This is a genomic window from Microcystis sp. M165S2, from assembly GCF_020245885.1.
GTDB lineage: Bacteria > Cyanobacteriota > Cyanobacteriia > Cyanobacteriales > Microcystaceae > Microcystis.
Map to the genome: position 1 here is coordinate 1 of NZ_JADBTZ010000317.1, position 25,866 is coordinate 25,866.

27 protein-coding genes are annotated in these 25,866 nt (G+C 41.4%); 22 read left to right on the top strand and 5 right to left on the bottom strand.

Annotation, left to right across the window (positions count from 1 at the left end; all coding sequences use genetic code 11):
- The first annotated feature begins 182 nt into the window (after positions 1–182).
- The 11 genes from IM479_RS15690 to psb34 all read left to right on the top strand — a co-directional run bounded on the left by IM479_RS15690 (position 183) and on the right by psb34 (position 9,233).
- Positions 183–377 (top strand): type II toxin-antitoxin system HicA family toxin, encoded by a 195-nt coding sequence (locus IM479_RS15690; protein ID WP_287686871.1) that lies wholly within the window; start codon positions 183–185, stop codon positions 375–377.
- The gene (locus tag IM479_RS15695; RefSeq protein ID WP_287676923.1) at positions 374–631 is read left to right on the top strand and encodes a type II toxin-antitoxin system HicB family antitoxin; all 258 of its coding nucleotides are present in this window, start codon (positions 374–376) and stop codon (positions 629–631) included. Before IM479_RS15690 ends, IM479_RS15695 begins: the two co-directional genes overlap by 4 nt.
- 183 nt (positions 632–814) lie before the next feature.
- On the top strand, positions 815–952 hold the full coding sequence (locus tag IM479_RS15700) for a hypothetical protein (RefSeq protein WP_287076256.1): 138 nt from the start codon (positions 815–817) through the stop codon (positions 950–952).
- 98 nt (positions 953–1,050) lie between these two features.
- Complete coding sequence (locus tag IM479_RS15705) at positions 1,051–1,560, top strand: hypothetical protein (RefSeq protein WP_286825510.1); 510 nt, start codon at positions 1,051–1,053, stop codon at positions 1,558–1,560.
- 71 nt (positions 1,561–1,631) lie between these two features.
- Complete coding sequence (locus tag IM479_RS15710) at positions 1,632–2,411, top strand: photosystem II electron transport protein, Sll1252 family (RefSeq protein ID WP_286825511.1); 780 nt, start codon at positions 1,632–1,634, stop codon at positions 2,409–2,411.
- A 43-nt stretch (positions 2,412–2,454) separates the two neighbouring features.
- Positions 2,455–4,503, top strand: a complete 2,049-nt coding sequence (locus IM479_RS15715; RefSeq protein ID WP_287686873.1) for a DNA phosphorothioation-associated putative methyltransferase — start codon at positions 2,455–2,457, stop codon at positions 4,501–4,503.
- 34 nt (positions 4,504–4,537) lie between these two features.
- Positions 4,538–5,164, top strand: coding sequence for a Uma2 family endonuclease (locus IM479_RS15720; protein WP_287686874.1), 627 nt, complete (start codon positions 4,538–4,540; stop codon positions 5,162–5,164).
- 16 nt (positions 5,165–5,180) lie between these two features.
- Positions 5,181–6,494, top strand: coding sequence for a dolichyl-phosphate-mannose--protein mannosyltransferase (locus tag IM479_RS15725; protein ID WP_287686901.1), 1,314 nt, complete (start codon positions 5,181–5,183; stop codon positions 6,492–6,494).
- A gap of 61 nt (positions 6,495–6,555) precedes the next feature.
- Positions 6,556–7,566 (top strand): tryptophan--tRNA ligase, encoded by a 1,011-nt coding sequence (gene trpS, locus IM479_RS15730; protein ID WP_108935634.1) that lies wholly within the window; start codon positions 6,556–6,558, stop codon positions 7,564–7,566.
- A gap of 208 nt (positions 7,567–7,774) precedes the next feature.
- Positions 7,775–8,824 carry a DNA-methyltransferase gene (locus tag IM479_RS15735; protein WP_287686876.1) on the top strand — a complete coding sequence of 350 codons (1,050 nt, stop codon included), beginning with the start codon at positions 7,775–7,777 and terminating at the stop codon, positions 8,822–8,824.
- Between the two features lie 229 nt (positions 8,825–9,053).
- Positions 9,054–9,233, top strand: a complete 180-nt coding sequence (psb34, locus tag IM479_RS15740) for a photosystem II assembly protein Psb34 (RefSeq protein WP_024969104.1) — start codon at positions 9,054–9,056, stop codon at positions 9,231–9,233.
- A gap of 74 nt (positions 9,234–9,307) precedes the next feature.
- On the opposite strand, the gene IM479_RS15745 is transcribed toward psb34, so the two are convergent.
- Entirely contained in the window at positions 9,308–10,090 is a 783-nt protein-coding gene (locus IM479_RS15745; protein ID WP_287686878.1) for a tetratricopeptide repeat protein, read from the bottom strand.
- A 62-nt stretch (positions 10,091–10,152) separates the two neighbouring features.
- Between IM479_RS15745 and psbP the strand changes: the two genes are divergently transcribed.
- The 4 genes from psbP (at position 10,153) to ureG (ending at position 12,871) form a co-directional block, all read left to right on the top strand.
- The gene (psbP, locus tag IM479_RS15750; RefSeq protein ID WP_287686880.1) at positions 10,153–10,701 is read left to right on the top strand and encodes a photosystem II reaction center PsbP; all 549 of its coding nucleotides are present in this window, start codon (positions 10,153–10,155) and stop codon (positions 10,699–10,701) included.
- 274 nt (positions 10,702–10,975) lie between these two features.
- The gene (locus IM479_RS15755) at positions 10,976–11,386 is read left to right on the top strand and encodes a hypothetical protein (protein ID WP_287686882.1); all 411 of its coding nucleotides are present in this window, start codon (positions 10,976–10,978) and stop codon (positions 11,384–11,386) included.
- A 128-nt stretch (positions 11,387–11,514) separates the two neighbouring features.
- Positions 11,515–12,102 (top strand): Maf family protein, encoded by a 588-nt coding sequence (locus IM479_RS15760; protein WP_287686883.1) that lies wholly within the window; start codon positions 11,515–11,517, stop codon positions 12,100–12,102.
- A gap of 175 nt (positions 12,103–12,277) precedes the next feature.
- Entirely contained in the window at positions 12,278–12,871 is a 594-nt protein-coding gene (gene ureG / locus IM479_RS15765; RefSeq protein ID WP_002792251.1) for an urease accessory protein UreG, read from the top strand.
- A gap of 10 nt (positions 12,872–12,881) precedes the next feature.
- Here the strand turns inward: ureG and IM479_RS15770 are convergent, their stop codons facing one another.
- From IM479_RS15770 to IM479_RS15780, 3 genes are all read right to left on the bottom strand, one after another.
- Positions 12,882–13,607, bottom strand: coding sequence for a WecB/TagA/CpsF family glycosyltransferase (locus IM479_RS15770; protein WP_286825518.1), 726 nt, complete (start codon positions 13,605–13,607; stop codon positions 12,882–12,884).
- Between the two features lie 15 nt (positions 13,608–13,622).
- A complete protein-coding gene (locus IM479_RS15775) occupies positions 13,623–15,050 on the bottom strand; it encodes an ABC transporter substrate-binding protein (RefSeq protein WP_287686885.1) in 1,428 nt (475 codons plus the stop codon).
- 191 nt (positions 15,051–15,241) lie between these two features.
- On the bottom strand, positions 15,242–16,843 hold the full coding sequence (locus IM479_RS15780; protein WP_286825520.1) for a B12-binding domain-containing radical SAM protein: 1,602 nt from the start codon (positions 16,841–16,843) through the stop codon (positions 15,242–15,244).
- A 394-nt stretch (positions 16,844–17,237) separates the two neighbouring features.
- On the opposite strand from IM479_RS15780, the gene IM479_RS15785 reads away from it, so the two are divergent.
- Together IM479_RS15785 and IM479_RS15790 are read left to right on the top strand one after the other, a co-directional pair.
- Complete coding sequence (locus IM479_RS15785; protein WP_002740449.1) at positions 17,238–17,414, top strand: DUF4089 domain-containing protein; 177 nt, start codon at positions 17,238–17,240, stop codon at positions 17,412–17,414.
- A complete protein-coding gene (locus IM479_RS15790; protein WP_287686887.1) occupies positions 17,411–18,727 on the top strand; it encodes an AtzE family amidohydrolase in 1,317 nt (438 codons plus the stop codon). The genes IM479_RS15785 and IM479_RS15790 overlap by 4 nt, the downstream gene beginning before the upstream one ends.
- On the opposite strand, the gene IM479_RS15795 is transcribed toward IM479_RS15790, so the two are convergent.
- On the bottom strand, positions 18,724–19,884 hold the full coding sequence (locus tag IM479_RS15795) for a glycosyltransferase family protein (protein ID WP_287686889.1): 1,161 nt from the start codon (positions 19,882–19,884) through the stop codon (positions 18,724–18,726). The two genes, IM479_RS15790 and IM479_RS15795, sit on opposite strands and share 4 nt — an antisense overlap.
- Before the next feature lie 165 nt (positions 19,885–20,049).
- Here IM479_RS15795 and IM479_RS15800 point away from each other — a divergent pair, with 165 nt between their 5' ends.
- The 5 genes from IM479_RS15800 (at position 20,050) to IM479_RS15820 (ending at position 25,815) form a co-directional block, all read left to right on the top strand.
- Entirely contained in the window at positions 20,050–21,327 is a 1,278-nt protein-coding gene (locus IM479_RS15800; RefSeq protein WP_287686890.1) for a glycosyltransferase, read from the top strand.
- Positions 21,314–22,105 (top strand): MOSC domain-containing protein, encoded by a 792-nt coding sequence (locus IM479_RS15805; protein WP_287686891.1) that lies wholly within the window; start codon positions 21,314–21,316, stop codon positions 22,103–22,105. The genes IM479_RS15800 and IM479_RS15805 overlap by 14 nt, the downstream gene beginning before the upstream one ends.
- A 220-nt stretch (positions 22,106–22,325) precedes the next feature.
- On the top strand, positions 22,326–23,387 hold the full coding sequence (locus IM479_RS15810; RefSeq protein WP_287686903.1) for an Mrp/NBP35 family ATP-binding protein: 1,062 nt from the start codon (positions 22,326–22,328) through the stop codon (positions 23,385–23,387).
- Positions 23,388–23,404: 17 nt separating this feature from the next.
- On the top strand, positions 23,405–24,685 hold the full coding sequence (gene rodA / locus IM479_RS15815; RefSeq protein ID WP_287686893.1) for a rod shape-determining protein RodA: 1,281 nt from the start codon (positions 23,405–23,407) through the stop codon (positions 24,683–24,685).
- A 149-nt stretch (positions 24,686–24,834) separates the two neighbouring features.
- The gene (locus IM479_RS15820; RefSeq protein WP_287686895.1) at positions 24,835–25,815 is read left to right on the top strand and encodes an MvdC family ATP-grasp ribosomal peptide maturase; all 981 of its coding nucleotides are present in this window, start codon (positions 24,835–24,837) and stop codon (positions 25,813–25,815) included.
- Positions 25,816–25,866 lie beyond the last annotated feature (51 nt).

Below are 25,866 nucleotides of genomic sequence, written 5' to 3' on the forward strand. Positions count from 1 at the left end.
AGTCTGTAGAGCGACCATAAGACCAGAACAGATTTACTCTGTTAAGGCAGGTGCGGAACCCCGCAAGGGAAAGAAGCAGAAACCTAAATCGTGAGGTTTGGGAATCACCGTCCGTTTACGGCGGTGAGGATGTCAAAATCTACAATCAAGTACCCGATGGGCGGAGACAAGGGAGGGGATGATTGAAAGTTCGTGATGTACTCAAACGATTAGAAGCTGATGGTTGGTATCAGATGCGAATGCGCGGGAGCCATCGTATCCTTGCCCATGAAACAAAGCCAGGAATCGTGGTTGTTCCTGGCAAGCCTGGGGACGACATACCCAAAGGAACATTAGCATCGATTTGGAAACAAGCTCAATTGGAGGATCAACCATGAAAGAGTATGCCGTCATTTACGAACAAGGCGAAACAAACTGGGGCGCAATGGTTCCCGACTTGCCCGGTTGCGTGAGTATTGGAGATACCTTTGAAGAGGTTCAGGAAAATATTAAAGAAGCGATTAAACTTTACCTTGAAGTTTTGCAAGAACGCGGGGAAACCATTCCAGAACCCACAACTAAAGTCGGATTGGTTGGAGTCGCTGCAGGAGGGTTCTTGCCGACTACCCAAAAACTGCTGGGGTTTCACTGAAGAAGAACAAGGGCGACCCAATCAGCTACGATTGACAGGGCAATCGCACGGGTTGTCTTGCTCTTTTTTCTCACAAATTTAATTTTCGCACAGGTCTATTCCTGAAGACTAGCTATCATTGCTGGAACTCTAACCTATTTTTTAGTTTTTACGTCAGGAGTGAATCGGGATAAGATTAAAATAATGACACAAGTGAGTCAAGCTTTACAGTCTGATGCCAATGGTAATAATCCGAAAAAACTTCTTGTTAATAATGATAATTGGACTATCTCCCTTGATCTTTATGGTCAATTATTGCCAGAAATCACCAAAATAAAATAATTTCTTCCCATCCCCTTTAATATTTTCTCGATCAAGCGGCTTTTCAGTCCCCAAAATCCTTACAATAGGAGATGAAGATAGCTGAAAAGTTGGAGAATATGAATTATCTCATTGCCGTGTTAGCTGATCGCATACAAGCAGAAGAAGCTGCCGTTGCCCTCGAAAAAGCGGGAATTCCCCAATCTCAAGTGACCATTCTCGGTCGCGGCTATAAAAGTGCCGATGAGTTCGGTTTGATCGATCCCTTCCAACAGGCCAAAAAACGGGCTACTCTCATGGCTTTTTGGCTAATTCCCTTCGGTTTTGCCGGTGGCTACCTTTTTAACCTGATTACGGGATTGCATACCTTTGATTGGGCCGGAGAACCGGGGAATCATATTGTTGGCGGCATTGCTGGGGCGATTGGGGGGGCAATGGGCAGTATTTTCGTCGGTGGTGGCGTGGGTTTATCGTCCGGCAGTGGCGATGCACTTCCCTATCGCAATCGTCTCGGCGCCGGAAAATATATTATTGTCGTGCAGGGTTCCGAAAACTTGAAAAATCAAGCGACTCTTATCCTCCGTCAATTTAACCCCGAAAATCTGCAAGGATACGCCCTAGAACAGTGAACGGTTATCGGGAATAAGTTATCGGTCATTTGATTTTTTCCTAAGAATTTTTGATTAATTACCACAAAACAATGTCACCAAGAGAAGAATTACTAAAGGGTGTCGAGAATCGCGAGGAGATAGCGAAAGTTATTGATAAAGCCGAACAAGCGATCAAGACTTGGGAAGTGACGGTGACAGACTTTCTTTCTCCCGCGGTTTTAGCGGAAGTAGAACGGGTTTTTCAGCGTTTAACAGATGTGTCAATGCAAAAATGGGGCGGTTATCCCCAAGCAGAAAGACAGCGCCTCGGTATTGCTAGAGTTGATCTACCTTTGACAGTAACAGATATTCCCCTATCTGCCCTTGATATTGCCGGTAATTTTCTTTTTGATACCGCTAACCACCGGGATTTTTTAGGGGCGATGTTAGGGACGGGTATCGTCCGGGAAAAAGTCGGCGATATAATCGTTTTAGGTGAGCGAGGAGCGCAGGCAATTGTAGTGCCTGAATTGGCAGATTTTTTATGTGCTAATTTACTACAAGTGCGTTCAGTTCCCGTGAAAACTAGCCCGATTCCTTTGACGGAATTAAAAGTTAGACCACCGCAAAAAAAAGAAATTAATACTGTGGAAGCTTCCTTGCGTTTAGATGCGATCGCCTCTGCGGGTTTTGGCATTTCTCGCAGTAAAATGGCCGAAGCAATTAGCGCTGGGGATGTGCGAGTTAACTGGAAAGATATCAGCCAATCTAGTTATAACGTTAAAACCGGTGATTTGATTTCTTTTCGGGGAAAAGGTCGTCTAGAAGTGGGTGAGGTTACTATGACAAAAAAAGAGCGCTATCGGGTTCATTTAACTAGATTTATTTAGTTTTTTCTGTCTCTAGAATTTGTTATTAGACAGATTAATTGCCATGACTGAGAATTTCACCGTAATCGTGCAACTGTGTCAAGTTAGTCCCATCGGTAAACTATTACCGGGGGCGCTTTATGTTCATCGAGAGGCATTACATCAACTTGATCCTATCCTCCAGAATTACGAACAAAAAGGAAGAATTAATCAGCATTTATCTGAGGCAACAATAATTAAATTTAGCACCGATAAACCGAAAATATCCTATCTTTTTTATCCCGATTTTGATCGGGAACCTCACCCAGCTTTAACTAAAAGTTTAGTGGTAGATATGGGGACATTAATCTTAAGTGAATGGAATTATCAAAATGCCGATAATCCGCCCATTTTACACCGAAAAGAAACTTTTGTTACTAGGGACTATCCCCTTTATCAAGAATTCGATCATCTCACAAAAATCGAGAGTGCTTTAGGACTTTTAAACAGTTCTTATCCCATCGGTACTAAACAGGAATGGCAACGGCTTTTAAGAAAGCATAACCTTGATTTTGCAGGAGATTATTTAGTTTGTAATCTAGAGGGACAAAAGGAAAAATCGATAATAATTGATCGCCACAAAGCCGCTCTTGTTCGCAAAACCCTTTCTCGTCCGACAAGATTAGCATTAGCGGCGGGATTATTCCTTCCTGAAACCACTTTTTTTGATTACGGTTGTGGTTATGGAGGTGATATAGAACGCATAGCCGAACAGGGTTATCAAAGTGAAGGTTGGGATCCTTATTATCGTCCCGATAGTCCTTTAATTGAATCTGATATTGTTAATTTAGGCTATGTAATTAATGTTATTGAATCCGCCGAAGAACGGCAGGAAGCTTTATTAAAAGCTTGGCAATTAACCCGTCAAGTTTTAATTGTTTCAGCACAGATTCTAATTGATGATAGCGAACGGGGTTTAATGGCTTATGAAGATGGAATTATAACTCGTCGCAATACCTTTCAAAAATACTATCAACAGGAAGAACTAAAACAGTATATTGATAGCAGTTTAGGAGTTGATTCTATTCCAATAACTTTGGGAATTTATCTAGTTTTTCGAGAGGAAGAAAAAGCCGAAACTTTTCGTTTATCGAGATGTCGTTCCCGCGCCACCACTCCTAAAATTAAAACCCATCTCAAACGCTTTGAAGATTACGAAGATTTATTGACTCCCCTGATGGAATTTTACACCCAGCAGGGACGTTTACCCGTCGCGGGTGAATTATTACAAGAGGAAGAAATTAAGGCAGAATTTGGCACTTTTAGACGAGCTTTTCAAGTGATTTTACAAGTAACAGAAGCGGAAGAATGGGAGATAATTGCCGATAAAAGACGCGCCGATCTTTTACTTTATTTAGCTTTAAGTCAATTTAGCCACTGTCCGAAAGTACGGGAATTATCCCCCGCTACCCGTGCCGATTTTAAAGCTTTATTTGGCAGTTATCGCAATGCTTGCGCTTTAGCAGAAGAAGTGTTAATAAGTGCGGGAAATTTGGCAGCGATCGCTCGTACTTGTGAAAATAGTTCTTTAGGCAAACTTTCCCGTTATTCCCTAACTATTCATATTAGCATTCTGGAAAAATTACCGATGTTATTACGCTTATATGAAGGTTGTGCTAGTCAAACTATCGGACGGTTAGAAAATGCTAATGTTATTCGTTTATCCTTTCGTCAACCCAAAATTTCCTATCTTTATTACCCCAATTTTGATACAGAAATCCATCCGATTTTAGCTACTAGCATGGATGTATATTTAGGTTCGGCTGATTTTAGTTTTCGCGATTATCGGGATAGTCCTAATCCGCCAATTCTACACGAAAAAGAGCTTTTAGTAACGGCTGATTATCCTAACTATGATAAATTGCTTCAGTTAACTAAATTAGAAAAGGATTGGGGATTGTTAGAAGATAGAAAAGCGATCGAACGTTTACAGGGTTGGCAAAAATGTTTAGAGGAGCATTGTGCTACAATCAAAGGCTATCAGATTCTGTGGCGAAAAGATGCTGATCCCTATAAAGTTAAGATTTTACGAGCTAAAATTCAGACCAGAAGAAATCAAAATAAGTCTTGCTGAGTAATTAAGTCAAATAGACGAGGTAATTAATTTTATGATAACTACGATTCGGTTACAAGGATTAGAAGGTTTCGAGTTAAAAGCTAATGATCCTGAACAAAGAATGTTAATTTCTGGGGTTAATTGGCAACAGTACGAAACCCTCTTAAAACATTTAGAAGATAGTTCGAGTTATCGCATCACTTACTTAGATGGAATGGTAGAAATTATGGCTCCTAGTCGTCGTCATGAAGTTAGCAAAAAAAATATCGGTAGATTGGTAGAAGTTTATTTAGAATATGCTGAAATTGATTTCTGGGGATTAGGTTCCACCACTTTGCGAAAACAGGAAAAAGAAGCGGGAAAAGAACCAGATGAATGTTTTTGTTTATTCACAGAAAAAGAGTTTCCTGATTTGGCGATCGAAATAATTTTAACCAGTGGCAGCCTGAAAGTTTTAGAAGTTTATAAAAGATTGGGAACTCAAGAGGTTTGGTTTTGGCAAGATAATCAGTTAAAAATCTATTCTTTGCAAGAGAATGGCGAATATATTTTAATTCCTAAAAGTGCTTTATTACCGGATTTAAATTTAGAATTATTAGCCGAATATGTCAACCATCCTAATCCCCGTCTTGCCGTCAAAGAATTTCGCTCGCAGTTACCAGAAAATTCCCAGTTATAATAACTATTGTCTTTCCATGAATTCTCAAGTCAAATTTAACCTATCTATCCTAGCAATATTTTTATTTTCTCTGGCGATAAGATTCTGGAATCTCAGTCAATTTAATACTCTTGTTTTCGATGAAGTTTATTATGCTAAATACGGCAATGAATATCTAATCGGTAAAGAATTTTTCCAGTCTCATCCACCGTTAAGTCAATACTTAATTGCTATTAGTATCTGGATTGGTTCCCATTTTCCTGCCGATCCTGAAACCATTAATAATTTAACAGGTTCCCTGCGCTCAACTTTTAGTTATCGCTGGTTAAATGCTTTGACTGGTTCTTTTATTCCCCTAATTATTGGGGGAATTGCTTATCAATTAACCCAGAGAAAAACTGTATTTTTAATCACAACTTTTCTCGCTAGTTTAGACGGATTATTTCTGGTGGAATCCCGCTATGCTCTCAATAATATTTACTTAATTTTATTCGGTTTGTCTGGACAATTATTTTTTTTATTAGCACTCCAGAAAAATCAGAAACTCAATTGGCTATTATTATCAGGAGTTTCTTTCGGTTTAGCGGCAAATATTAAATGGAATGGCTTAGGATTTTTACTGGGAATATTTATTTTTATCGCTATTGCTTGGTTAATAAAATTATTGAAGCAAGAGCAGTCAAAAGATAATCTTTGGACAAAGGCAACTAACCTGAGATTAGAGTACATTTTTATCGCCTTAATTGTCTTTCCCCTAGTCACCTATAGTTTGCTGTGGATACCGCATCTTCTCGTCAACCATCAATATAATTTTTGGCAAGTACATCAAGAAATTTGGTCATTTCATCAGAGAATAAAAGGTAATCAATCTGATGTCCATCCCTATTGTTCTCCCTGGTATAGTTGGTTAGTAATGGGGCGACCTGTGGCTTATTATTTTGAGAGAGTAGGTGATAAAATTTATGATGTTCACGCTATGGGTAATCCGTTTTTATGGTGGTTTTCTACGGGAGCAATTCTAGTAGTTTTTAGTCGATTATTTAACCGAAAAGAGCGAGTAATTTCCGCCTATCTTATCTGTAACTATATTGCTAATCTGCTGCCCTGGTTAAAAATTAGTCGCTGTACCTTTCTCTATCATTATATGGCTGCCTATAGCTTCACTTGGATTGCCCTAGCTTGGCTCTTAGCCGATGGTTTAGAAAGTTCCAGTCCTATTTATAAAAATTGCTCGCGCTCGCTCATAATTTTGATAATTTTTGCCTTTATCCATTGGCTACCAATTTATTTAGGCATTCCCCTGTCAGTGCGGGATTATTATCTGAGAATGATTTTTTCCAATTGGATTTAGGATGAAATTAGCCCCAAAAACTGATACAATAAAATCATGATAAAAAGCGATCGCATGAGTTATGGGTAAACAAAGAATCTTATCTGGTGTGCAACCAACCGGCAATTTACATTTAGGCAATTATCTCGGTGCGATCCGCAATTGGGTGGAGGGACAAAAAGACTACGATAATTTCTTTTGTGTGGTCGATTTACACGCGATCACCGTTCCCCATAATCCCGCAACTCTTGCGGAGGATACTTTAGCAATTGCCGCTTTATATTTAGCCTGCGGAATTGATTTAGAATATGCGACTATCTTTGTCCAATCCCACGTTAAGGCCCATACGGAATTAACTTGGTTATTGAATTGTATCACCCCTTTAAATTGGTTAACCGATATGATTCAATTTAAAGAAAAGGCGATTAAACAGGGGGAAAATGTTGGCACGGGTTTACTCGATTATCCCGTGCTAATGGCTGCCGATATCCTACTCTACGATGCCGATAAAGTACCCGTGGGAGAAGATCAAAAACAACATTTAGAATTAACCCGCGATATAGCCGTTAGAATTAATCATCTTTTTGGACAACCGAAACAACCAATTTTAAAACTTCCTGATCCGATGATCCGCAAGGAAGGAGCGCGGGTGATGAGCTTAACCGATGGCCGGAATAAAATGTCTAAATCCGATCCTTCCGAGATGAGTCGGATTAATATTCTCGATAGTCCCGATGTCATTGCCAAGAAAATTAAACGCTGTAAAACCGATCTAGTTAAGGGTTTAACTTTCGATGATCCGGAGCGTCCCGAATGCCATAATTTACTAACTCTCTATAGCATTTTATCGGGAAAAAGTCAAGAGGTGGTCGCGGGAGAATGTGCCGATTTAGGTTGGGGACAATTTAAACCGATGTTAACAGAAGTCACCATAGAATCTCTGAAACCTATTCAGGAAAAATACGCCGAAATTAGAGAGGATAAAGATTATTTAGCCACGGTTTTACGACAAGGTCGTCTCAAAGCAGAAGCGGTAGCCAATCAAACTCTCGATCGAGTTAAAAATGCCATGGGTTATTTACCACCATTTTAGGGATAATTTTCGGTGGAGATTTTTCAAGGAAAACTCGCTGCTTTATCAGTCAATCTTGAACTCTTGGTGGGGTTCTACCCCCCCACATCCAGGGTAAGGGAAGGAGAATGATTACAAAAGTTATTAAATTAAGCACAACTCCAGTGATATTTTGCTAAAATAAGGGCATAATTGAAACTATCAAAATACTTACCTGTCCTTTGAAATTATGGTTGTAGAGTCCCAGGGGAAACAAAAAAAACTATCGTCTAGGGAAGATGAGTCTCGTCCAATTGCCAGCAAGGAACAAAACTCTTATCTAGCAGAGGGAATTGTTGATCATCAATCAACTCAGATTGCTCCTTCCTCCTTGCTACAGCCATTTTCTCCAGAGTTAGAAAAAGATAGAGCCAACAAATTTAATTCTCTTAAAGAAATTCTGGTTAGTCATCTTGGTCAACCTTTTTACTCGGACAACGGCTTTATTCTTTATCAAGGAGATGCCACAGACTTTTTGTCTAAACTATCTCATAGTGACATAAAAATTGACCTCACTGTTACATCACCACCTTATAATATTGGCAAAGAATATGAACGAGTTCTTTCAATCAATGACTATGTTGATTGGTGTGCTAATTGGCTGCAGCAAATTTATCATATTACTCAAGATAACGGTGCTTTTTGGCTAAATGTTGGTTATTTAGAAGTACCAGAAAAGGGATTATGTGTTCCGATTCCCTATCTTCTTTGGGATAAGTCTCCCTTTTATCTTTTACAAGAAATTGTCTGGAAATATGGGGCAGGTGTTTCTACAAAAAATCGTCTTAGTCCTCGCAATGAAAAATGGCTCTTTTATCTAAAAAATTGCCAAGAATATACTTTTAACTTAGATAATATTCGTGACCCTAACGTTAAGTATCCCAATCAAAAGAAAAATGGTAAATATCGTTGTAATCCCCTCGGTAAAAATCCTTCTGATGTGTGGGAAGTTCCTAAAGTCACTACAGGAGAAAAGCGCAGTTCTAAGGAAAGAACCGGACATCCCGCACAATTTCCTTTAGCAATTGTCGAGAGAATTATACAAGCTTCATCTAACCCCGTAGAAATAATTCTTGATCCCTTTGCCGGTTCTTGTTCTACAGGAATAGCGGCCTTGGGATTAGGAAGAATTTTTGTGGGTTTTGAAATTCGACAAGACTATTGCGAGATAGCTGCAGAGAGATTTAAAAGATTTAAAAAAGAAAGAAGCAATACTTATATTCAAAGATCATTATTATAGTATTAAAAACGGATTTGGTATGATTGACTTTTTTTAACTTGTTTTCGCAGTTTCAATCATGGAAAATGCGATCGCCAATAAAAATATCAGAGTCCGGCAGTTACCCCAAGACTAAGAATTGTTATCCCCGCCGGAATTCCAAACATCCCCGACTCGGTTACTGATATGTTGTACGATTGTAATAAGAGGATTTTTTTCCTTAAAAATTGTCATATTTGAGGTTTTGATTATGCCTTATACAAACGAAGAAGGTGGACGCTTAAATAATTTCGCCGCCGAACCGAAAGTTTATCAAGCGGCTCCCCCCACTAAATCGCAACAACGTAATTATCTTTTCTGGGGCGTTGCTGCGATCACACTTGTCGGTGGACTGTTAGCCGTCGCTTTTTACGCATCTCAAGCTGGCTAAAATTTAGTCCCTCGTAGTTGCGATTTAGCCCCTTTCACTCCTCTTTACCGCTAATATCACAACTACTCCCTATTTTAAGGCTTTTGACCCTGAATTAATGCCACTGCTGACTGAGACTTAGCCGCAGTCCCCTGTTTACCCTGAGATAACGCTAGACGGGCCGCTTCCTCTAAATCAGCGATCGCTTTTTCCCTGTTTCCCAATTTATAATAGGTCAAACCCCGATTGTGGTACGCTTCGGCAAAATTAGCATTAATTTTCAGACTCTCATTATAGTCCCTTAAAGCCATTTCCTGCTGTCCGGCTCGGTTATAGGCCAGGGCGCGATTATAGAAAATGCGATCCTGTCCTCTAGTTCCCTGTAAACTCAAAGCTTTTGTGTAATCCTCGATCGCTTCTAGGTGTCTTCCCAAGTCATCCTTGGCATTACCGCGATAAATAAAGAAATCAGCAAAATTTCCGTTTAAAGCGAGCGCTTTTGTGCAATCTTCCACCGCTGCCTCGTATTTTTTCGTCAGATAATGCACATAACAACGATTACCGAGAGCATTAACATAATTGGGGTTGATTGTCAAGGCCTGGGTATAATCTGCGATCGCTCGCTCGTACTGGCCGAGAACTAATTCCGCATAGCCGCGATTATAATAAGCATCGGCATCCTTCGGCTCTAATTGTAGAGCCTGAGTAAAATCTGCGATCGCTCCTGAGTAATCCCCTGCGGTTAAACGATCCACCCCCCGATTATAAAATTCTACAGCCTTCACGGGGTTAGCGGTAGTTTGAGCGCTTAGGGGAGAGACAGTCAGTAAAAAAGTCGCTATAGCCACAATAATTGTCAATTTTTTCTTAATTTTCATAATCCCTTCACCTAAACAATTCAAGGTAAAATTAAACAGCCCTACTCACAGGTCAAAATATCATGATTAAATCTCTTTTGGCGACTTTCCTCCTCATTACCACCCTCCTCTTAACCAGTTGTGCAACTCCCATCGCTGGACTGCAAGGATATACCAGTGGCAGCCAAGGCTATCAATTTTTATATCCTAAGGGTTGGACGCAGGTGGATGTGAAAAAAGTTGCAGGAGTAGATGTGGTTTTTCATGACCTGATCGAAACGAGCGAAAATTTAAGCGTTATTATTAACCCCGTCCCCGACAATAAAACTTTAACAGATTTAGGGACCCCCTCGGAAGTTGGCTATCGTCTCCTGAAAAATAACAGTCTTAACCCCAATCTTGATAAGGAAGTAGAATTAATTCGCTCAGAATCCCATCAAATCGACGGACAAGATTATTATATCCTCGAATATCAAGTTAAATTAGCCAACGGCCAAGAACGTCATAATCTGGCCAGCGTCACGGTTAATCATAATAAACTCTATTCTTTTAATCTTTCCACTTCCCAAAAACGTTGGACGCAAATTCAAGAACTCTTTGAAACTATCGTTGATTCTTTCTCGGTTAGTTAAATGTCAGAGGATAGGAAATTTTCAGTAAAATGTAGGGTGCGTTAGACGGCAAAAATTCCTGTTTTGACTTAAAGGTAAAAATCCGTCGTAACGCACCACCTATCATCAACTAGGTAGCTGGTTACAATTAAAGATAAAATACTTACTTAGTCAGTAATCAGTGAAAAGACAGGAGGAAACTTCTATTTAATACTGTCACTTAAAACTCAAATCTAATAACCGATAACTGGTAACCGATAACTGGTAACTGGTAACTGATAACTGATAACTGAATATGAGTAACTCGGAAGAAAATAGACTAGATAGACTGGAATCTCTTGCTGAAACTACCCTAACAGAACTACGGGAGATTAAATCAGGACTACAGGAGATTAAATTAGGACTACAGGAGATTAAATTAGGATTACAGGAAACCAATCAGGGATTAAAAGAAACTAGAGCGATCGCTAATTCTAACGCCAAATCGATCGAAGCGTTAACTAATAGTCTTGCTGAGTCTAAAAAAGAATGGGAAAAAGACAGACGGGGACTTGATCAACTCCTAGGACAATTAACTCGATCAAGGTCAGATTTTTATGAGGTTCAGTCAGATTTTTACAATCGATTTGACAATGAAGAAAAACAATCCCGCATGGTTGAGATTTTAGATCGTTATTTACCCCCCGAAAATTCTGCCAATTCTTAGCAGAAATAGCTAAAAACCTGATAACTGATGGTGGGTTACGGCAAATAGATAAATTAATAATTAAGTCTAATAATTTGTCATTGCCTAACCCACCCTACCTAACTTTTTTACTTTTTCCTTTAAAACTTATGTCTATTCCCTTGATTCTTGCTTCCGCTTCTCCTGCGCGCAAAAAACTATTAAAAATGGTGGGAATCGATCCGATTGTGCGAGTGAGTAACTTTGATGAATCCACAATTAATGCTGATGATACTCTCCATCTTGTCCAAACTTTAGCCCAATGTAAAGCGCAAACGATCGCCCCTAAATTTGATACAGGATTAATTCTTGGTTGCGATTCTGTCTTAGAAGTAGCGGGGGAAGTCTATGGCAAACCCAAGGATAAATCAGAAGCGATCGAGCGTTGGCAAAAAATGCGCGGTCGGGTGGGTACACTCTATACAGGTCATGCTTTAATCGATCGAGTTAATAATCAAACTTTGACTCGTTGTGGGATCACTAAAGTTCACTTTGCCAATATCAGTGATGAAACAATTATTGCCTACGTTGACACCGAAGAACCCCTCAAATGTGCCGGCTGTTTTGCCCTAGAAGGAAAGGGGGGTCTATTCGTGGAAAGATTAGAGGGATGTCACAGTAATGTTATCGGTTTAAGTTTGCCCCTATTTAGGCAGATGTTAACGGATTTTGGCTACCAAATCACTGACTTTTGGTGATCTTTTTGTCGATAATTTCCCCAAATTTATTGGCAAAAAGGCTTGACAAATTCTCAGATTTGCGTTAACCTTTTATTATAATGGGAATCCGTGTCGCCCTGCGAACCCCTCTTTTTTCTATCCGATAGCCCCAAAATTTTTAACCCTTTCCTTTTCACTTTTTCCCGAAAAAACTATGTCTTGCTTGCGCGTGGGAATTGCCGGTCCGGTGGGTTCAGGAAAAACAGCCCTTCTCGATGCCCTGTGTAAAAATTTGCGGGATCAATATCCGATCGCCGTAGTCACCAATGACATTTATACTCAAGAAGATGCCCAATTTTTAGTGCGATCGCAAGCTTTAGCCCCGGAAAGAATTTTAGGAGTAGAAACGGGAGGATGTCCCCATACAGCTATTCGCGAGGATGCCTCAATTAACTTAGTTGCCATTGAACAGTTAGAGAGAAAATTTGCTAACTTAAAGCTAATTTTTCTGGAAAGTGGTGGCGACAATTTAGCGGCAACCTTTAGCCCCGAATTAGTAGATTTAACCATCTATGTAATTGACGTGGCAGCCGGAGATAAAATCCCTCGCAAAGGGGGACCTGGTATCACCAAATCGGATTTATTGGTAATCAATAAAATAGATTTAGCCCCGATGGTGGGGGCAGATTTAGGAGTGATGGATAGAGATGCCAAAAAAATGCGCGGGGATAAACCCTTTATCTTCACCAACTTAAAAACACGGGAAGGATTAGAGCGAGTGATTGCCTTTATTGAAAAGAATTTATAATAAACTATTACTAGGAATAAAAAAGAGAGCGCCAGAAAAATTTAGGTAAAGCTAACATTCTTTTCCAGCGCCAAGGTTCCTGATAAAGTCGGTATAACCACTCTAAATTATTGTCACAGAAAAAGCGCGGGGCGCGGATTTTTGTACCGGACCAGATATCAAAACTACCCCCCACACCTACCCAGATAGCTTGGGGACAGAGATAGCGATGTTCCCTAATCCAATATTCTTGTCGGGGTACTCCCAAACCAACTAAAATTAACCGCGGTTGTTGATCTTTTAACACCTCAATCCAATCGGACATTTCCTCGGAGGATAGATAACCGTGGTTAGTCAGAATACGGATATTAGGTATCTTTTTTTGCCAATTACTTGCCGCTTTTTCCGTAATACCCGGGTTACCACCAAAAAAAGCAATAGGAAAACTCTCTCCCTGCATTCCTAACTCAGTAATTAAGGATTCTGATAATTCAATACCGGGGCAGCGGGTTTGTTTTTTGCCCCTTAATTTTAAGTAAATAACAATCCCAGCGCCGTCGGGAATAACTAAATCTGCTTCCCGAATAACTTGTGCCACTTTGGCATCATTTTCCCCTAACATGGCCATTTCTGCATTAAGAGTGACAACGTGGGAACCAAAACCTTGATAGACGCGATCAATTAACCAACGACTGTAGTTATCGAGAAGATGAACTGGTAAACCGAGAACTGAATATTTAGGGGGAGTTTCTAGCATATAAGTCATCTTGATTTAGTTGTCATTTGATCGAGAAATTGGCACAAAATCCACCCCAAAACTAGAACGAGAACCGGGTTGAACTACCACTAATTGCACGGATTGATTGCGATCGCCAGATGGTAAAAATCGCACTGGATTAGTTGCCCCAGGCACAGAAAAATTACTGCTTCTTAACGCCTGTTGAACTCCCTCTCGGCTAGATTCTGCCTTAATGCCAGCGATTAAAGCCTGGGTAGCGTCATAGGCGGTAGCAGTGCGCCAATTTACGTCTCCTTGCCACAATTGGCGGGAATTATTGACAAAAGGACTATTCGGATTAGCCCCTAAATGCCAAGCGACAGCGACAATCATGCCCAAGGCATTTTTTCCGCCTACATCCAGAGTTTTGGGGCTATAAACGTCATCACCCGCCACAATCGGTAATTTTTGACCATTGATTTGAACCACCTGCAAAGCCTCATCTAGGGTACCACTATCCCCAAGAAGGGCGATTAGATTTGCTCCCTCCTGTTGAGCTTGTTGGAGGCTTTTAGAAGGGGTAAAAGTCAGGGAAGATAGATCAAATTCACTCACCACTTGACCTCCTCCTAATCCTAAAGCGGTGATAAATTCAGATTTTAGGGATTGACTATAATTACTTTGGGAGTTAAAAAATACCACTGCCTTGACGTTAGGAATTTTTTGTAAGCTAGATTCAGCTAATGCCCGTGCTGCCACAAAATCACTGGGAACAGAACGAAAGATATAGTCACCAAAATTGGAGAGTTTAACTGAGGTACTGATGGGGGAAATCATTACTAATCCTGCTTTTTGATAGATAGCAGCTGCGGCTAAAGAGGTATCACTGCTAGTGTGTCCTACTACTCCTAAAATGCTGTTATCAGCCGCTAATTTTTGGGCAATTTGAGTAGCAATTTCGGGATTATCAGCATCATCAGTAATGAGAACTTTTAAAGGAATGCCATTAATTCCTCCAGTTTGATTGATTTGATTTTGAGATTGGGCAACTCCTCGTAAAACTTCTAGGGCGGTGTTGACATTGCTCCCAATTGGCACGGAAACGGCGATAGTATTGGACTTAGCTTGACCAATACGGGCGTTATTTAAGTAGATGAGAGCTTCGGGATCATTTTGATTAGTTTGCAGGGATTTTTCTAGGAGGTAAACTGCTTGCTGAAAGTCGCCTTTTCCGATCGCCTGTATGGCAGCTTGTTTGTCAGAAGAAGCCCCTTCAACTATTAATAATTTTTCCCCTTGACTAAATTTTGCTTGTGCCGATACCGATTTTTGCTCTGGTGATATTTTCTCGATTTCAGAAAGATTGGTTGGGTTATTTTTTCCTTGAAAACGATTGTATAACCACCAACTACCTACCCCAAAAAATATTAGGGTAATCAGCAGGGCTAAAAGGAGGGGAACTGTATCATTTTTCTGGCTCATGGGCTGATCAGCTAAGATTAAATTAATGGTTTAATCGAGATTTATAGTTAATAAAAGTAACATTCTTGGGCTTTTAATAGGCTAATTAAAGTCTGAATTGCACCACTACCAGATATACCCTATAGAATACCTCATTTTGGGTCTGATAGTCAAGACATTGTTTAAATGCGTCTTAGCTTATTAGCGATACTTTACCTTTTTGTTTGGGAATCTTCTAAATGTTTTACTAAAACATTTGAGGATAAAGGACCGTGTAAATGACTCCAGGGTAAAACCTGTTCTAAACGCCATTGCTGATGGACGTAATAATCTAGAGGGGGAATTTGTCCTTTTAGTTCCTTAAAAGCCCGTTTATAACTGCCTAAAGAATCACCGTAACCACGGGTTAATTCTAACAGGGAAGTTAAGCGGCGATCACCTCTAGATAAGAGGGCTTGAATTACTGACCAATTATAACTTTCTGGTCGAAATTCTATGCCCTGTTTACCTAATTGTTTCTCTAGATATTTTAATCTTTTTTCGGCCATTTTATTAACTCCAAACCACTGAAAAGGAGTATGGGATTTAGGCACAAAGGTGCTGCAACCGAAAGAGATTCGCAATCCAGAGGCGGCTTTTTTTAAGGCTATTAACATTTCCACAGTCGCCGCAATATCTTCGGCTTCTTCTCCCGGTATTCCCACCATACCATAGAGTTTTATCCCTTTTAAACCGCCCGCTTTGGCATTAATGGCAGCTTGGATAATTTCATCATTGGCTAACTTTTTGTTGATAATTTCTCGCAGGCGATCGGAACCACTTTCTACGGCAATAGTAATTGATTTGGTGTCTCTTTGGGATAAAATTCTGGCTAATTTTTCCGTGACTGTATTAGTTCTAACTGAGGCGATCGAGAGTCTAACTCCCTCAAATTGTGGTTGAAAAAGATAATCAAGTAAGGTTTCAAATTCAGGATGTTGACTGACGGAAGCCCCTAATAAACCAAGGCGATCGGTCACTTTTAAACCTTTTTCAATGGCGGGAATTAAAGATTCTAAACTAGCGGTACGAAAGGGTAAAGTTAGATAACTAGCTAAACAAAAACGGCACATTTCTGGACAACTTCGCACCACCTCTACCATATAAATATTCTCCCATGCCGCTTGTTTTGTCACCACCGTAGAAGCAGCAAGAGTGTTACTGCGATAGGTTTGTTTACTAACAAAGGCAGCCACATTATTATCTATGGGTAGAATTGCTGTAATTTCACCTTCAGGACTATCATAATTAACGGTATATAAACTAGGAACATATACCCCCGGAACCTGGGACAAATGACGGAGTTTTGTCGGGCGATCGGCGTTTCTAACCTCTTGATAGGCATTAATAAAATCAGCAATTAAATTTTCACCATCTCCCAATAAAATTACATCAAAAAAAGCGGCAAAAGGTTCGGGATTGGCGGTTAAAACTGGCCCACCTCCGAAAATTATCGCTTGCCGATCTTGCCGTTGATGACTGTGACAAGGAATTTCTAAAGATTCTAACAGCGAGAGGATATTAACATAGTCTAATTCCCAAGAAAAGGAAAAGCCGACTAATTCGGGATAACGGGGTAAAGATTCTTGAAAATCTGTAAATAAACGACTAACTTGTATATCCGATCGCAGGGCTAAAGTTGCCCAAACAATTTGATAACCTAAACTGGTTATCCCCAGGGAATACTGATTAGGGAAAGCAAAAATAGTTCTCAGGGCATCACTGTTAGGTATTGCGGGAGTAAAGAGTAGTTTTTCGTCTTGTAAGATGGTCATTTCAGTTATCAGTTATCAGTTATCAGTTATCAGTTATCAGGTATCAGAACGTAGGTTGGGTTGAAGCATGAAACCCAACGCCCGCTCATGTTACGAAGTGCGCTAACCCATCCTACAAATAATTGTGCCTCCCTACTTATAATTTTAATTTAATCCGGAGGTGAAGGAGGGGAAAATATCTCGGCATACAGTTCTATGAACATATTTAAGGTTATGATCCTGGGGATTCGGTGGTCAGGAACAAATTCAAGTTATCTTCCTCCCTAGGGATAGCTATTGTATTTACAGGAGATTTTCTCTTATATCCTAGCAGCTTAATTAGGTGTCGATTTTATTCCTGAGCACCGCTTTCAAGCAACTCTTTATCTCCTTCACCCCAGCCGGAACGAAATCTATGAATAACCCGGAAGAATACGTTATAATCATGGCGAAAATCCTAGATTTAACCATTCCCGATCGCTATTTAAATTCTGTGGTTGAAAACTGGCAACGCTTGCAAGAAATCGCCAGTTTAGTGACAGAATTTCCCTTAGAGGATGACGGGGAAAGCGCCCTCAGCTTTGAACCATGACTATTTCTGTGAGCAATTTAGCTCGATCGAGCCAAAATCGTCAAACTAGCGCCTTAGAAGTTATTAGCCAGACTTTGGCGGCGATAGAGGCGAAAAATCCCCATTTAAATTGCTTTACCGACATTTTACACCCCAGAGCGCTCGCTCAAGCCCAAAAAATTGATCTAGCGATCGCCAATGGGGAACCCGTCGGTGTCTTAGCGGGAGTCCCCTTCGCCGTCAAAAATCTCTTTGATATCGAGGGAATCATCACTTTAGCAGGTTCCAAAATCAATCGGGATAATCCCCCAGCAAGACAGGATGCGATCGCTATTCAAACCCTAGAAGCAGCCGGGGCGGTTTTGGTGGGGGCGACCAATATGGATGAGTACGCCTACGGTTTTGTCACCGAAAATGCCCATTATGGAGCAACTCCCAACCCCCTCGATCCTAGTCGCGTGTCGGGGGGATCCTCCGGTGGTTCCGCCGCCGCCGTTGCCGCTAATTTAGTGCCTCTCGCCCTCGGTTCCGACACTAATGGTTCCGTGAGGGTTCCCGCCGCTTGCTGTGGCGTGGTGGGGCTAAAACCCACCTTTGGGCGCGTATCCCGTCAGGGCTTATTTTTGTTCGTTAGTAGTTTGGATCATCTGGGATTTTTTAGCGGCAATGTGGCGGATATGGCGGCTATTTGGAGTCTTTTTGCCAAAAATAACCTTAAAGCCCCTTTACATGGCTTAGAGGGCGTAAAAATAGCCCTTGCCGACGATTATTTTCAGCAGGGAGCCGAACCAGAAGTAATCGAGGCGGTGACAGCGATCGCCGAACGTTTAGGAGTTACCAAAAAAATCACCATTCCCGAAACCGCCCGCGCCAGGGCAGCCGCCTATATAATTACCGCTTCCGAGGGCGCAAATTGGCATTTACCGCGTTTACAGACCAGATTAGAGGATTTTGACCCCGCAACCCGGGATCGCTTCTTGGCAGGGGCATTAATTCCCTCTAGCTGGTATTTACAGGCTCAACGTTTTCGCCGTTGGTATCGCGATCGTCTGCGAGAGATTTTCACCGAAGTCGATATTATCCTCACCCCGACGATTCCCTGTATTGCGCCACCGTTAGGAGTAGAAAAAATGATTATTGACGGGCAAGAGCTATTAATTAGACCTAATTTAGGCAGATTCACCCAACCTTTTTCTTTTATCGGTTTACCTGCCCTTTCTTTGCCGATTAAACGTCCATCCCAGCTACCTTTAGGTTTGCAAATCATCGCTGCCCCCGATCGCGAAGACTTAATCCTAAGCGTAGCCAAGGTTTTAGAGGAAATGCTTGTCTAAGCATCAGCTTCAATCACATCTAACCAAGCGGCGGCCGATCGCTCCCAAGTGTCATTTAGGGCAATTTGACCACATCTTTCGCACTCTTGGGCTAAAAGCTGGGGATTTTTCAGTAATTCGACAATTTTCCAGGCTATAGCTTCCTGAGTAGCCGGATCGGTTACTTCCCCCGGCACTTTCACACAGTAGTCTTTTTCTCGAAAAACGGCAAAATCCGTCACCACTGGCAGACAGCCCACCACTGCCGACTCGCGCACAGAAATACAATCGATCTCACGATAGGTGCAACCGTAGTAATGAATAGCAGAGCGCGCTTTTTCCTCGATTAGTTGACGATAACCCATCATTCCGCGATCAACTACCCCCGCACTAGCTTTAATCAAAGCGATTAAATTATCGCGCCATTCCCTGCGATCGCCAATGCCATCCCGTTTAGTAAAACCATAGTAGAGATGTAACTCGGCTGCGGGAATTTCCGCCTTGATAATCGGCCAGCCATGCTTTAACATCGACTCTAGGCCGCGATAATAACGAGAGGCATAGACTAGACGATAGGGAAGATAGTCACTTTCCGGCACTGTCTCACTTACAGCCAAAAGGGAAGTATCGATACCATTAGGAACAATCGGACATTGATGATCGGGACAGAAATCCAGTAAATCCCGTTGATATTGGCTTTTACAGAAAATTTTGTCATATCTAGCCAAAATTTCCGGGGTATAGGAGTCTGCCGGCACTTTAATATCTTGCCAATCAAAAAAAATTCGTTCTGCCTTGGTACCCGGACGGCAATAGGTGGGATGACGAGAGATCACCAATGTCTCAAAGTGATCCTGCCAATTCATGTGGTAATAATTAACATAGCGAATACCGTCCTGTTCCCCTTCCATACCCTCACAATTGCCAAAAATCGTCACTTTATAGCCGCGTTTCGTCCATTCCTGCGCTAAAAAAGCCACCGATGCCTGGGTGCCACTGGCCCCCCGTTGCCAAATTTCCGCCGGACGCATGGGACGATATTTTTCTGTGTAAATAACGATCGATTTTTTCGGCCAACGACGGGCGCTCAAACGCTGTTTAATTTGAAATAGGGAAGGTGCGCTGGACCGTAGCCATTGTTTGAGATTAGATTGTAGGGATGGAGTAGCTTGTGACACTCTTTTTCTCCAAGATCGAGGGAAAATAGGGGCGATGGGTGATAGAGTCTTAGTTTCTCGAATTTAACTCGATTTCTCGACTCAGTAGAACAATTCGAGCCTATCATATAATAGGTTCAAGTCAAAAATCAATCTTTTTATTGCCATCTGTCTGCGAGGAAATCTATGAAAATTGTCATCCCGATCTTATTTTATAGCAAAGGAGGAGTAGAAAGAGTCATTATCTCTTTAATACCTAGCTTATTAGAATACGTCGAACAAATTATTATCGTCCTCCCTCGTAAGGAAATTGAATATTTTAGATATTTAATGCCTGATTCCGATAAACTTATCTATGAAGATTTTGCTTTTTACCCCCAGAGTTTTGAGACAAAAGTAATCTATTTTTATGGTCTTCTAGCGAATTTTTACAAAACCCTAAGACTGAATTCTCTTCATCGTCTTTTCTCTCGTAGAATTGAACTTTTACGCATCGAAGCAAGAATTAATCAGATTATCAAGCGTTACCAAGCTGATCACTGTTTGTATGGGATGACTAATCGGATTTCTCCCCCCAATGTCAAGGTTACTTTAAGTGGCATTATTTATGATGTCTTTTGGCAATTTGCTCCCTTAACTTACTCAGAATCCTATCAAGAACCATACAATGAAGTCTTAAAAGAATGGTTAGATAAGGCCGATCTACTGTTCACGATTTCCCAAAAAACTAAAGACGATGTTTTAAAGGTTTTTCCCAATGCTACCTATGCTAGTAAGTTAAAACCTGTACCCTTAGCAGGATTTATCGAGCAGTCTAATCCCAAGAGTGATTTAGTCAAAAGTGAGCTAGTTACTTTTTATTTTCCCTCCTCCTTTGGTATCTACAAAGATCATCTGACTTTGCTCAAAGCAACTATACAACTAGCCAAAAAAGGCTTAAACTTCAAGGTTGTTTTGATTGGCAAGGAAACCGATAATCTAGTTAATGGAAATCTGCAATTATCTCAACAATCCAAAACTCAAGAATACCAAGATTATCTCAAAGAATGTAACCGAGTTTATCGGGAAAATCAAGAAATTTTCGAGAGTCATATCAAGGGATTAGGTTATCAAGACTATGAGACCTTACAATTTTATTATCAAACCTGTTCCTGTGTGGTATTTCCCTCAAAATACGAAGGTTTTGGATTAGCAATAGCGGAAGCCATTTTACAAGGTATTCCCGTTATCGCTTCCGATTTAGAAGTGTTTCAAGAACAGGTAGAATTATATAATTGTCCCGAAAGAGTGCAATTCTATACTAGGGGAGATGCGGAGAGTTTAGCCAACTGTTTAGAACAATTTATCCTCAATCCGATTCCTCGCTTGTTACCCGAAGATATCCCAAATAAAATTAATCTCTGGACTTGGGAAGATGTGGCGAAAAAATATGTAGAACTACTGAAAGAAAATGCAGGTTACTGATCTCTATATCTACCCGATTAAATCCTGTCGAGGTATTCAATTATCCCAAGCTGAAGTGACTACTAAAGGTTTACTCTGGGATCGAGAAATGATGTTAGTGGATGGCAAGGGTAAATTTATCACTCAAAGAGAATATCCGCAGTTAGCCACCGTTTCTGTAACGATTACCGAAGATAATTTTTCTCTAAAAACATCTCAAGATTCCCTGACTTTTCAGCCTAATTTTACAGGAGAAAAAAGAGCGGTTCAAATCTGGGAATCTCAAACTATAGCCATCGATCAAGGGGATGAAATCGCCGAATGGTTTGAGAAAATTCTGGACATTCCTTGTCGTTTATTGCGACAATCTCCCGATTACCTGCGTCCTGCGAATCCTCGCTATGCGGGGAACGATCATACTCCCGTCAGCTTTGCCGATGGTTATCCAATTTTATTAACTAATACTGCCTCTTTAGAGGATTTAAATAAGCGCTTACTTGAACCCGTGCCGATGAATCGTTTTCGGCCTAATATTGTTATTAGTAGCGATCGAGCTTTTAGCGAAAGTAGTTGGCAAAAGATCACAATTGCTGAGATCACCTATGCTCTGGTTAAACCCTGTAGTCGCTGTATTATCACCACCACCGATCAAGAAACAGGTATGAGAAATTCTCAGATGGAACCCCTAAAAACCTTAAGAACTTTTCGCAGTTTCCCCGGGGGAATTATGTTCGGAGAAAATGTCATCCCCGAAAAGACAGGTACAATTAAAGTCGGCGATCCTATTAGCGTAATCTAGAGATATAGAGATATGGGGGAATGGGGGAATGGGGGAATGGGGGAATGGGGGAATGGGGGAATGGGGGAATGGGGGAATGGGGGAATGGGGGAATGGGGGAATTTCAACTAAAACCCTAACACCCTAACACCCTAAAACCCCAACACCATCCAACACCCATCCCCCACAAGGTTAAGATAAATAACCATAAGAACAATACTTGACTAGAGACACTGAAACCATGCCCCTTGATACCGCATCGATTTTAGAAGTATTACGTCCCGTTCAAGATCCGGAACTGCAAAAAAGCCTAGTGGAATTGAACATGATCCGCAATGTGGCGATCGATGGCGGAAAAGTTAGCTTTACCCTAGTTTTGACCACTCCTGCCTGTCCTTTGCGCGAATTTATCGTTGAAGACTGCCAAAAAGCCGTTAAACAGCTGCCCGGTGTGGAAAGTGTTGCCGTGGATGTAACTGCCGAAACCCCGCAACAAAAAGCTTTACCGGATCGCCAAGGTGTGGAGGGGGTTAAAAATATTATCGCCGTTTCCAGTGGTAAGGGCGGTGTGGGAAAAAGTACCGTGGCTGTGAATATCGCCGTCGCCTTGGCTCATTTAGGGGCAAAAGTGGGGCTATTAGACGCGGACATCTACGGCCCCAACGCCCCGACAATGTTGGGCTTAAATGACGCACAAGTGAGGGTACAGGGCGCAAATGGCGAGATATTGGAACCCGCTTTCAACCATGGCATCAAAATGGTTTCCATGGGCTTTTTGATCAACCCCGATCAACCGGTAATCTGGCGCGGTCCGATGTTAAACGGCATTATCCGTCAGTTTCTCTATCAAGTCAATTGGGGCGATTTAGACTATTTAATCGTCGATATGCCTCCCGGTACTGGGGATGCACAATTAACTTTAATTCAATCGGTCCCCCTAGCGGGTGCGGTGATTGTCACCACTCCCCAGACGGTTTCTTTAATTGATGCGCGCCGGGGTTTAAAAATGTTCCAACAGCTAGGGGCGCGGGTTTTGGGTATTGTGGAAAATATGAGTTATTTTATCCCTCCCGATCAGCCCGATCGCTCCTATGATCTATTTGGTTCCGGTGGTGGGGAAAAAACCTCGCAAGAATTGGGCATTCCTTTACTGGGATGTGTGCCTCTGGAGATATCCCTACGGGAGGGCGGTGATACTGGTGTACCAGTGGTTGTGGGGCAACCGGAATCGGCCTCAGCTAAAGCCCTGATAGCGATCGCTCGTCAGGTAGCGGCGAAAGTATCCGTAGCAGCCTATAGTTAATAAATTTGGGGAGAGAAATGGTGAGAAGACAGTCCCTTATTAGTAGGAAACTAAGGGGTTTTAACGAGCAGTTTAGCTTCATTTTCCGGGATATAGCCCAAATTGATTGGCTTTTGTTCGTTTCGGTGACGGGTTTAACCGTTTTCGGTGGTTTAATGATTCGTAGTGCCGAAAGGAACACCACCGCTCTCGACTGGTGGCAACACTGGTTATTCGGTGCCGGGGGAGTGGCGATCGCTGTATTTCTGGCCCGTTGTCGTTACGAAAGTCTGCTGAAATGGCACTGGTTAACCTATCTTGTCACCAATCTCTCCCTAATTGCGGTAATTGTCCTAGGGGTGACGGCGAATGGGGCGCAAAGTTGGATTAATATCGGCAGTTTTAACGTGCAACCGTCGGAATTTGCCAAGGTAGGTTTAATTATCACCCTGGCAGCCCTCCTACATCATCGTCCCGCCGATAATCTTTTTGCGATCGCTCGTGTCTTTGCTGTCACTGCCGTACCCTGGGTGTTAATTATGGCGCAGCCGGACTTGGGGACAGGATTAGTCTTTGGAGCAATTACCCTAGGCATGATTTACTGGGCTAATGCCAAACTCCCTTGGATGATTATCCTGTTATCTCCCCTCGCATCGGTTTTTCTGTTTAATTTACTTTTTCCTGCTTGGATTGTTTTAGCAATTATCATCGCTGTCCTTGCTTGGTTTACCCTCCCCTACCGTTTTTTATCTACTTTCATCGTGGTGGCAACTAATCTGGCAGTGGGTAAATTAGGCGAGGTTTTTTGGGGTTTATTAAAAGAATATCAAAAAGATCGTTTAACTCTATTTCTTGACCCAGAAAAGAATCCTTTGGGGGGAGGTTATCAATTAATTCAATCCCGCATTGCCATCGGATCCGGAGAATTATTAGGACGGGGATTACACCAAGGCACCCAAACCCAATTAAATTTTATTCCCGAACAACACACCGATTTTATCTTCACCGTAGTCGGGGAAGAATTCGGTTTTGTCGGCAGTATTTTGGTTTTAATAACTTTCTGGTTAATCTGTTGGCGTTTGTTAGTCATTGCTAATACTGCTAAAGAAAACTTTGGTTCTTTAATAGCGATCGGTGTTCTCTCGATGATCGCTTTTCAGGCAATTCTTAATATTAGCATGACCGTGGGATTAGCCCCGATTACAGGGATTCCTTTACCCTGGTTAAGTTATGGACGTTCATCTTTATTAACCAATTTTATCGCCTTGGGTTTAGTGGAATCCGTGGCTAATTATCGCCCCCGTAAGCGTTTGTACTAAGTAGTCGTGCAAAATTAGAAATCCTCAATGCTCAAGAGCGGATGGACAATCCCCAGTCTTGTGAATATTCGATTCTGACGACTAAACCGGAATTTGTCGCCAGTTAAGAGAGACAAAAAGAAATTTAAATACAGGAATTTCCCACTGATATGAAAGAATCGCCTAAAGTTGTTTTATTGTTGACCCATAGCGGCGATTTTTTCACCATTGACCGCGTGGCTGAGGCGATAGAAAAAAAAGGAGCCACAGCTTTTCGCTTAGATACCGATAAATTTCCCTTAGAGGTTCAATTAGCAGCCCAATTTAATGGTAAAAAAAGTTTTTATCAATTAACCTATAACCATCAATCTATTGATAGTGAACAGGTGCAATCTGTTTGGACAAGACGTATTTGGCAACCTGAACTAACAGGGGATTTAGCTCCTCAGTTTCGGGAGGCTTGTGTGCGAGAATCCCAGACGACTTTGTCCGGTTTTTGGGATAGTTTAAGGTCAGCGCGTTGGTTAGATAATTTAGCTAAAATTGAGAAGGCTAAAAATAAGTTATTACAACTTCGTTTGGCCTCAGAAGTTGGCTTGATTATTCCCCCCACTTTAGTGACCAATAATCCTGATGCTGCTCGGGAGTTTTTTTCCCAAGTTCAGGGACGAATGGTGAGTAAATTGTTAACTGCGATCGCCCACAGTATGGAGTCGCCGGAATTTTTTCTTTATACCAGTAGGGTGAAAGCAGAAGACCTTGAGGAAGCGGAATCTTTACGTTATTGTCCCATGGTTTTTCAAGCGGAAATTCCTAAACAATTAGAATTGAGAATTGTCGTGGTTAATGGACAAACATTTGTGGGTGCTTTAGATTCTTCTCAGTATAATCATTCAGCCGTAGATTGGCGAAGACCGGGTATTGATCCAGGTGCTTGGCAACATCATACTTTACCCGATTCACTATTGCAGCAACTTCAGATTTTTATGGCTAATTTAGGGTTGAATTTTGGGGCGTTTGATTTTATCTTAACTCCCGGGGGAGAATACGTTTTTTTAGAAGTTAATCCTGTCGGTGAGTGGGGAATGTTAGAACGGGATTTAGATTTACCTATTTCTCAGGCGATCGCCGATTTTTTAGTCTTCGGTTGATCGACAAAGCTGGCGCTGAAAAAATTGTTAATCCAAAATCATCAAGGAGAT

What these genes read in the sequence shown, in the direction of transcription:
- IM479_RS15695 (WP_287676923.1), top strand. Translation starts at nt 374, where the DNA reads ATGAAAGAGTATGCCGTCATTTACGAACAAGGCGAAACAAACTGGGGC.
- IM479_RS15700 (WP_287076256.1), top strand. Translation starts at nt 815, where the DNA reads ATGACACAAGTGAGTCAAGCTTTACAGTCTGATGCCAATGGTAATAAT.
- IM479_RS15705 (WP_286825510.1), top strand. Translation starts at nt 1,051, where the DNA reads ATGAATTATCTCATTGCCGTGTTAGCTGATCGCATACAAGCAGAAGAA.
- IM479_RS15710 (WP_286825511.1), top strand. Translation starts at nt 1,632, where the DNA reads ATGTCACCAAGAGAAGAATTACTAAAGGGTGTCGAGAATCGCGAGGAG.
- IM479_RS15715 (WP_287686873.1), top strand. Translation starts at nt 2,455, where the DNA reads ATGACTGAGAATTTCACCGTAATCGTGCAACTGTGTCAAGTTAGTCCC.
- IM479_RS15720 (WP_287686874.1), top strand. Translation starts at nt 4,538, where the DNA reads ATGATAACTACGATTCGGTTACAAGGATTAGAAGGTTTCGAGTTAAAA.
- IM479_RS15725 (WP_287686901.1), top strand. Translation starts at nt 5,181, where the DNA reads ATGAATTCTCAAGTCAAATTTAACCTATCTATCCTAGCAATATTTTTA.
- trpS (WP_108935634.1), top strand. Translation starts at nt 6,556, where the DNA reads ATGGGTAAACAAAGAATCTTATCTGGTGTGCAACCAACCGGCAATTTA.
- IM479_RS15735 (WP_287686876.1), top strand. Translation starts at nt 7,775, where the DNA reads ATGGTTGTAGAGTCCCAGGGGAAACAAAAAAAACTATCGTCTAGGGAA.
- psb34 (WP_024969104.1), top strand. Translation starts at nt 9,054, where the DNA reads ATGCCTTATACAAACGAAGAAGGTGGACGCTTAAATAATTTCGCCGCC.
- IM479_RS15745 (WP_287686878.1), bottom strand. Translation starts at nt 10,090, where the DNA reads ATGAAAATTAAGAAAAAATTGACAATTATTGTGGCTATAGCGACTTTT.
- psbP (WP_287686880.1), top strand. Translation starts at nt 10,153, where the DNA reads ATGATTAAATCTCTTTTGGCGACTTTCCTCCTCATTACCACCCTCCTC.
- IM479_RS15755 (WP_287686882.1), top strand. Translation starts at nt 10,976, where the DNA reads ATGAGTAACTCGGAAGAAAATAGACTAGATAGACTGGAATCTCTTGCT.
- IM479_RS15760 (WP_287686883.1), top strand. Translation starts at nt 11,515, where the DNA reads ATGTCTATTCCCTTGATTCTTGCTTCCGCTTCTCCTGCGCGCAAAAAA.
- ureG (WP_002792251.1), top strand. Translation starts at nt 12,278, where the DNA reads ATGTCTTGCTTGCGCGTGGGAATTGCCGGTCCGGTGGGTTCAGGAAAA.
- IM479_RS15770 (WP_286825518.1), bottom strand. Translation starts at nt 13,607, where the DNA reads ATGCTAGAAACTCCCCCTAAATATTCAGTTCTCGGTTTACCAGTTCAT.
- IM479_RS15775 (WP_287686885.1), bottom strand. Translation starts at nt 15,050, where the DNA reads ATGAGCCAGAAAAATGATACAGTTCCCCTCCTTTTAGCCCTGCTGATT.
- IM479_RS15780 (WP_286825520.1), bottom strand. Translation starts at nt 16,843, where the DNA reads ATGACCATCTTACAAGACGAAAAACTACTCTTTACTCCCGCAATACCT.
- IM479_RS15785 (WP_002740449.1), top strand. Translation starts at nt 17,238, where the DNA reads ATGAATAACCCGGAAGAATACGTTATAATCATGGCGAAAATCCTAGAT.
- IM479_RS15790 (WP_287686887.1), top strand. Translation starts at nt 17,411, where the DNA reads ATGACTATTTCTGTGAGCAATTTAGCTCGATCGAGCCAAAATCGTCAA.
- IM479_RS15800 (WP_287686890.1), top strand. Translation starts at nt 20,050, where the DNA reads ATGAAAATTGTCATCCCGATCTTATTTTATAGCAAAGGAGGAGTAGAA.
- IM479_RS15805 (WP_287686891.1), top strand. Translation starts at nt 21,314, where the DNA reads ATGCAGGTTACTGATCTCTATATCTACCCGATTAAATCCTGTCGAGGT.
- IM479_RS15810 (WP_287686903.1), top strand. Translation starts at nt 22,326, where the DNA reads ATGCCCCTTGATACCGCATCGATTTTAGAAGTATTACGTCCCGTTCAA.
- rodA (WP_287686893.1), top strand. Translation starts at nt 23,405, where the DNA reads ATGGTGAGAAGACAGTCCCTTATTAGTAGGAAACTAAGGGGTTTTAAC.
- IM479_RS15820 (WP_287686895.1), top strand. Translation starts at nt 24,835, where the DNA reads ATGAAAGAATCGCCTAAAGTTGTTTTATTGTTGACCCATAGCGGCGAT.